The sequence below is a fragment of the Streptomyces sp. NPDC127119 genome (assembly GCF_042677425.1).
Classification (GTDB): domain Bacteria; phylum Actinomycetota; class Actinomycetes; order Streptomycetales; family Streptomycetaceae; genus Streptomyces.
Genome location: NZ_JBHXTO010000035.1, coordinates 66,679 through 73,311, shown reverse-complemented (window position 1 = coordinate 73,311; position 6,633 = coordinate 66,679). Strand labels below are relative to the sequence as shown.

The 6,633-nt window shown below is 70.5% G+C and carries 7 protein-coding genes; 4 read left to right on the top strand and 3 right to left on the bottom strand.

What is annotated here, in order from left to right; translation table 11 throughout:
* Nucleotides 1–249: 249 nt before the first annotated feature.
* Nucleotides 250–510, bottom strand: coding sequence for a DUF2530 domain-containing protein (locus tag ACFVH5_RS18075; protein WP_384815051.1), 261 nt, complete (start codon nucleotides 508–510; stop codon nucleotides 250–252).
* A gap of 144 nt (nucleotides 511–654) precedes the next feature.
* On the opposite strand from ACFVH5_RS18075, the gene ACFVH5_RS18070 reads away from it, so the two are divergent.
* On the top strand, nucleotides 655–2,106 hold the full coding sequence (locus ACFVH5_RS18070; protein ID WP_385834660.1) for an NCS2 family permease: 1,452 nt from the start codon (nucleotides 655–657) through the stop codon (nucleotides 2,104–2,106).
* Between the two features lie 40 nt (nucleotides 2,107–2,146).
* On the opposite strand, the gene ACFVH5_RS18065 is transcribed toward ACFVH5_RS18070, so the two are convergent.
* On the bottom strand, nucleotides 2,147–2,329 hold the full coding sequence (locus ACFVH5_RS18065) for a ribbon-helix-helix protein, CopG family (protein WP_210881101.1): 183 nt from the start codon (nucleotides 2,327–2,329) through the stop codon (nucleotides 2,147–2,149).
* 164 nt (nucleotides 2,330–2,493) lie between these two features.
* Here ACFVH5_RS18065 and ACFVH5_RS18060 point away from each other — a divergent pair, with 164 nt between their 5' ends.
* The 3 genes from ACFVH5_RS18060 (at nucleotide 2,494) to thpR (ending at nucleotide 5,319) form a co-directional block, all read left to right on the top strand.
* Nucleotides 2,494–2,931 (top strand): MarR family winged helix-turn-helix transcriptional regulator, encoded by a 438-nt coding sequence (locus ACFVH5_RS18060; protein ID WP_107015362.1) that lies wholly within the window; start codon nucleotides 2,494–2,496, stop codon nucleotides 2,929–2,931.
* Between the two features lie 181 nt (nucleotides 2,932–3,112).
* A complete protein-coding gene (locus tag ACFVH5_RS18055; RefSeq protein WP_385834665.1) occupies nucleotides 3,113–4,462 on the top strand; it encodes an MFS transporter in 1,350 nt (449 codons plus the stop codon).
* Nucleotides 4,463–4,719: 257 nt separating this feature from the next.
* Nucleotides 4,720–5,319 (top strand): RNA 2',3'-cyclic phosphodiesterase, encoded by a 600-nt coding sequence (thpR, locus tag ACFVH5_RS18050; protein WP_385834659.1) that lies wholly within the window; start codon nucleotides 4,720–4,722, stop codon nucleotides 5,317–5,319.
* A 275-nt stretch (nucleotides 5,320–5,594) separates the two neighbouring features.
* Here the strand turns inward: thpR and ACFVH5_RS18045 are convergent, their stop codons facing one another.
* On the bottom strand, nucleotides 5,595–6,587 hold the full coding sequence (locus ACFVH5_RS18045) for an aldo/keto reductase (RefSeq protein ID WP_385834657.1): 993 nt from the start codon (nucleotides 6,585–6,587) through the stop codon (nucleotides 5,595–5,597).
* Nucleotides 6,588–6,633: the final 46 nt, after the last annotated feature.

Sequence of the window (6,633 nt, the reverse complement as noted above, 5' to 3'; positions counted from 1 at the left end):
CGCGCGGCCCGGACGTGGCCGGCCGCGCAGTTCCCCGCGCCCCTAAAAGATTGCGCAGTTCCCCGCGCCCCTGGGGGGGTGGGGTCGGGCGTTGCATGTCGCGCGCGGGCCCGTCGTGGCTGGCCGCGCAGTTCCTCGCGCCCCTAAAGGCGCAAAAGCTGGGGCGCAGCCCCGCTTTTAGGGGCGCGGGGAACTGCGCGGGTCACCCCCACCCGGCCGCACTGGACGTACGACCGGAGACGTCACCCCCTACGGTGCGGAGGACGGCGTGGAGGCCCGGCGGATCGCCGCTTCGCGGCCCCGTACGTACCAGATCCCGATCAACCCCAGCCCCGCCCCCGCGAGGCACGTCCACAGCCACCACAGGTGCCCGTGGTCGTCGAGCCAGCCGTAGAACGGCAGCTGGACCAGGAAGAGGACGAACCAGAGGATCGCGCCACCCGTGACGGTGGCCACCACGGGCCCCTCCAGCGGTTCCGGTGCCTCGTGTGTCGGTGTCCACTTCGCCATGGGGACAGCTTACGAGCAGGGCACGGGAGTGCAGCCGCCCCACCGGTCTACGCGCGGAGATAGCGCCAAAGCCGTCATATGTTCATACTGAATCTGCCTGACCATGGCCACTTTTGCTCGTACGAAACTCCAAAAAGGTCCTCGATGCCCACCTCGGCCCCCGCCAAGGCTTCTGCGCCCGACGAGCCGGACCCCGCGTCCGCCCGCAGCGCCCTCGACCGCTACTTCAAGATCTCCGAGCGCGGCAGCACCCTGCCGCGCGAGATCCGCGGCGGTCTCGCCACCTTCTTCGCGATGGCCTACATCATCGTGCTGAACCCGATCATCCTGGGCAGCGCGAAGGACATGTACGGGCACCAGCTCGACAACGGCCAGCTGGTCACCGCGACCGCGCTGACGGCCGCGTTCACCACGCTCCTGATGGGCGTCATCGGCAACGTACCGATCGCGCTCGCGGCCGGCCTCGGTGTGAACACCGTCGTCGCGCTCCAGCTGGCGCCCCGGATGTCCTGGCCGGACGCGATGGGCATGGTGGTGCTCGCCGGTCTCGTGGTCATGCTGCTCGTCGCCACCGGCCTGCGTGAGCGCGTCATGAACGCCGTACCGCTCGGCCTGCGCAAGGGCATCGCGATCGGCATCGGCCTGTTCATCATGCTGATCGGCCTGGTCGACTCGGGCTTCGTCTCCCGTATCCCGGACGTCGCCCGGACGACCGTGCCGCTGCAGATCGGCGCGACCGGCCACCTGAACGGCTGGCCCGTCCTGGTCTTCGTCCTCGGCACGCTCCTGACTCTCGCGCTCATCGTGCGCAAGGTGCCGGGCGCGATCCTCATCTCGATCGTCACGATGACGGTCGTCGCCGTGGTGATCAACGCGATCGCCGAGGTGCCCTCCTGGGGCCTGACCACCCCGAAGTGGCCCGGCAACCCGGTCGCGAGCCCCGACTTCGGCCTCGTCGGCCAGGTCAGCCTGTTCGGCGGCTTCGGCAAGGTCGGCGTACTGACCGGCGTGCTGTTCGTCTTCACGGTCCTGCTGTCGTGCTTCTTCGACGCGATGGGCACGATCATGGGCATCGGCGACGAGGCGAAGCTGACCGACAAGGACGGCAACATGCCGGGCATCAGCAAGGTGCTCTTCGTCGACGGCATCGCGGTCGCCGCGGGCGGCGCGACCTCCTCGTCCGCGACCACCTGCTTCGTGGAGTCCACGGCGGGCGTCGGCGAGGGCGCGCGCACCGGTTTCGCGAACGTGGTCACCGGCGCGCTGTTCGCCGTCGCGCTCTTCCTCACGCCGATCGCCACGATGGTCCCGTCGCAGGCCGCGACCCCGGCGCTGCTCGCGGTGGGCTTCCTGATCCTGTCCGGCTCGGTCCGGCAGATCGACTGGGCCGATCACACGATCGCGATCCCGGCGTTCGTGACGATGCTGATGATGCCGTTCACGTACTCGATCACGAACGGCATCGGCATGGGCTTCATCACGTTCGTCGTGCTGCGGCTGGCGGCCGGGCGCGGCCGGGACGTGCCGGTCGCCATGTACGTGGTGTCGGCGGTCTTCGCCTTCTACTACCTGATGCCGGCGCTGGGCCTGACCTGATCCCGACCTGGGGTCCGGCCCTGAGCGCCGACCCCAGGGCCTACGGAACCCCGTAGAACTTCTCGGTCTCCTCGACCGCGGTCGAGAACCGCTCGTCGAAGTCATCGCGAATGAGCGTCCGGACGACATAGTCCTGGACGCTCATTCCCCTTTTCGCCGCGTGCTGCCGGAGCCGGTCGAGCAGCTCCTCGTCTATCCGCAGGCTGAGCACAGTGGTCCCCATGGGTACGAGGGTCGCGGCCGAGGCGTGTCCTGTGTCACTTTCCGCGCCCGTCTCACTCGTTTGGGTGAAGTAAGGGTTGGTGTGCGGGTGCGTGGCCGGACTCACGGTCGTTCGCGGGGTGTCGCGGTGGTCTTTAGGAAGAGTAATGAGTTATTCTAAAGAACATGCCTGACCTCACCCATGGCGACGATGTTGCCGCCGTGAACTCCCTGCGCTCCGCCGTGATGCGTCTGTCACGCCGACTCAAGCACCAGCGGGTCGACGAGTCGCTGAGCCCGACCGAGATGTCGGTCCTGGGCACCCTCGCCCGCTGCGGCACGGCCACACCGGGCGAACTCGCCCGCAAGGAGCACGTGCAGCCGCCCTCGATGACCCGCATCGTGGCGCTGCTGGAGGCGAAGGGCCTGGTCCGCCTCGAAGCGCACCCGGACGACCGCCGCCAGAAGGTCGTCACGCAGACGGAGCGCGCAGAGGCCATGCTTGCGGAGAGCCGCACGAAGCGGAACGCGTGGCTGGCCTCCCTGGTCGACGGCCTCGACGAGGACGAGTGGGCCAAGCTCCGCGAGGCCGCCCCCGTACTGGAGAAGCTCGCGCACCTGTAGGCGGCTGCAGACGCCTGTACCGGCAGCTGTCGGCGCAGGCGCCGCGGCTGCGGGCCCCCGCAGACACCTGTGAGGCCACACGCACCACCAGCACCACATGAACCACCAGCACCACCAGCGCTACAAGAACCACCAGCACCACAAGAACCACCCGCACCGCCACGCAAGGAGGCGAACGCCGTTGAGTACGGGACCCGGAGCAGACTCCGCCCCCGCACCTGCCGCCCACAACACCCCGCACGCCCCCAAGACCCGCTCCTCGATGTTCAGCTCGCTGAAGATCAGGAACTACCGGCTGTTCTTCACCGGCCAGGTCGTCTCGAACACCGGCACCTGGATGCAGCGGATCGCCCAGGACTGGCTGGTACTGAGCCTCACCGGCTCGTCCGCCGCCGTCGGTTTCACCACGGCCCTGCAGTTCCTGCCGATGCTGCTCTTCGGCCTCTACGGCGGAGTCCTCGTCGACCGCCTGCCGAAGCGCCCCACGCTCCTCGCCACCCAGACCGCGATGGGCCTCACCGGTATCGCGCTCGCCTTCCTGACCCTCACCGGACACGTCCAGGTCTGGCACGTGTACGTCGCCGCCTTCGCCGTAGGCCTCGCCACGGTGATCGACAACCCGGCGCGGCAGTCCTTCGTCGCCGAGATGGTCGGCCCCGGCCAGCTCCAGAACGCGGTCAGCCTCAACTCCGCCAACTTCCAGTCCGCCCGCCTGATCGGCCCCGCCGTCGCGGGCCTGCTGATCACCGGCGTGGGCACGGGCTGGGCGTTCCTGCTCAACGGACTGTCGTTCGTCGCGCCCATCGCGGGCCTGCTCCTGATGCGCTCCAGTGAGCTGAACCAGGTCGAGCGCGCCCCGCGCGGCAAGGGCCAGCTCCGCGAAGGCCTGCGCTATGTCGCCGGCCGCCCCGAACTGATCTGGCCGATCGTCCTCGTCGGCTTCATCGGCACCTTCGGCTTCAACTTCCCCGTCTGGCTGTCGGCCTACGCCGACGACGTCTTCCGCGGCGGCGCGGGCGCGTACAGCCTCTTCAACACCCTGATGGCCGTCGGTTCCGTCGCGGGCGCGCTGCTCGCCGCCCGGCGCGGCACGGCCCGGCTGCGTGTGCTGATCGCCGCCGCCGTGGCCTTCGGAGTCCTGGAGATCGTGGCCTCGCTGGCCCCGTCGTACTGGCTCTTCGCCGCCCTCATGGTCCCCATCGGGATGGCCGGCCTGACCGTCAACGTCACGGCCAACACGGCTGTCCAGATGGGCACCGACCCCGCCATGCGCGGCCGGGTCATGGCGCTCTTCATGATGGTCTTCATGGGCGGTACGCCGCTGGGCGCGCCCGTGGTCGGCTGGATCACGGACGCGTACGGGCCCCGGGTGGGCTTCGCCATGGGCGGAGTCGTCTCGGCGCTGGCGGCGGCGACGGTCGGCCTTGCGCTGGCCCGGGTGGGCGGCCTGCGCCTGTCGGTGGGCTGGCACCACGGGCATCCGCAGGTCCGGTTCGTACCGCGGGAGCGGGTGCTGGCGACGGCGGCGTAAGCCCTCCGGGCAGCTGGCGGATCTGGGCCCCGGGGCCTGCGGGTCGGAGTGCCGGCCCGGCCCGGTGGGGGCTGGTCGCGCAGTTCCCCGCGCCCCTCGAAGACGGGGCTGCGCCCCTGTCCTTGGGGGCCTGCGGGTCGGTGTGCCGGCCCGGCCCGGTGGGGGCTGGTCGCGCAGTTCCCCGCGCCCCTCAAGGGCGGGGCTGCGCCACCGCCCTTGCCCCGTAGTCGTAGGCCGGGCCGTGGCAGGGTTGGCGCATGAGACTCTTTGCCGCTGTGCTGCCGCCTGAGGATGTGACGGGCGAGCTCGGTGTGGCGGTCGACGGGCTGCGGCGGTTGCCGGGGGCGGACGACGGAGTGCGCTGGACCACCCGGCCCGGCTGGCACTTCACGCTCGCGTTCTACGGAGAGGTCGACGACGGGCTCGTACCGGAGCTGTCGGTCCGGTTGGAGCGGTCGGCGCGGCGGACGGAACCCTTTTCCCTCTCCCTGCGTGCCGGGGGCCGTTTCGGGGGCCGGGCGTTGTGGGCGGGCGTCACGGGCGACGTACGGACCCTGGCGCTGCTCGCCGACCGGGCGGTGGCGGCGGGGCGCAGGGCGGGAGTGACGCGGGAGGAGCACCGGGCCTACCGGCCGCACCTCACGCTGGCGCGCAGCAACCGTGAGTCGGCGGACTTCGCCCCGTACGTGTCCGCGCTGGACGGATTCGAGGGGCGGGCCTGGACGGTGGGCGAGCTGTGCCTGATGCGGAGCCGGCTGCCCGCGTCGGGGGTGCCGGGGGAGCAGCCGCGGTACGAGGTACTGGCGCGGTGGCCCCTCGGCGGGCCGGCGGGCGGACCCCGAGGCAGGGTGGACTGAGGGCGGGCGGTTACGCTCGGTGTGTGGACCCGAAGACGCGGAACCGGATCATGGCCGGTGTGCTGGTGCTGATGTTCGTCGTGGTGGCTTTGGCGGCGGCCGTCGGCGGGTGACGCGGTCGCTGCCGCGGGCGGTGAAGGGGGACCGTTGTCGGCTGACGGTCCGCTGTGGCTGGCCGCGCCCCGCGGCGGAGCCGCGTATGGACACAGCCCCGCGCCCCTTCAGGGCGCCCCTCTCGGGGCGGCCCATCAAGGTGTCGGCTGTCCCAGCTGGGGCTACCAGGCGAAGGCCTCCGGGGACGGGCCCGGGCCCGGGAAGATCTCGTCCAGGCCGGTGAGGACCTCGTCGCTCAGCTCCAGCTCGACGGCTCGGAGCGCGGACTCCAGCTGTTCGGCGGTGCGCGGGCCGACGATCGGGCCCGTGACGCCGGGCCGGGTCAGCAGCCAGGCCAGCGCCGCTTCGCCGGGCTCGATGCCGTGCTTGTCGAGCAGATCCTCGTACGACTGGATCCGTGCGCGGCCCGCGGGGTCGGCGAGGGTGTCGGCGGCCCGGCCGCTCGCCCGGCGCCCGCCCTGGATCTCCTTCTTGAGGACACCGCCCAGCAGACCGCCCTGCAGCGGCGACCACGGGATGACGCCGAGCCCGTACTCCTGCGCGGCCGGGACGACCTCCATCTCGGCGCGGCGCTCGGCGAGGTTGTAGAGGCACTGCTCGCTGACGAGGCCGATGGTGCCGCCGCGGCGGGCGGCGATCTCGTTGGCCTGGGCGATCTTGTAGCCGGGGAAGTTGGAGGACCCGACGTACAGGATCTTGCCCTGCTGGATCAGGACGTCGATCGCCTGCCAGATCTCCTCGAACGGGGTGCTGCGGTCGATGTGGTGGAACTGGTAGACGTCGATGAAGTCGGTACCCAGCCGCTTCAGGCTGGCGTCCACCGCGCGCCGGATGTTGAGCGCGGAGAGCTTGTCGTGGTTGGGCCAGGCGTCGCCCTCGGCGGCCATGTTGCCGTACACCTTGGTGGCGAGCACGACCTTGTCGCGCCGCTCCCCGCCCTTGGCGAACCAGCTTCCGACGATCTCCTCGGTACGGCCCTTGTTCTCGCCCCAGCCGTACACGTTGGCGGTGTCGAAGTAGTTGATGCCCGCGTCCAGTGCCGTGTCCATGATCGCGTGACTGTCGGCCTCGTCCGTCTGCGGACCGAAGTTCATGGTGCCGAGGACGAGTCGGCTGACCTTGAGTCCTGTGCGTCCCAGCTGCGTGTACTTCATGGTTCACAGCCAACGTGGTCGAGTGCGCTCTAGGCAACACCTCCCT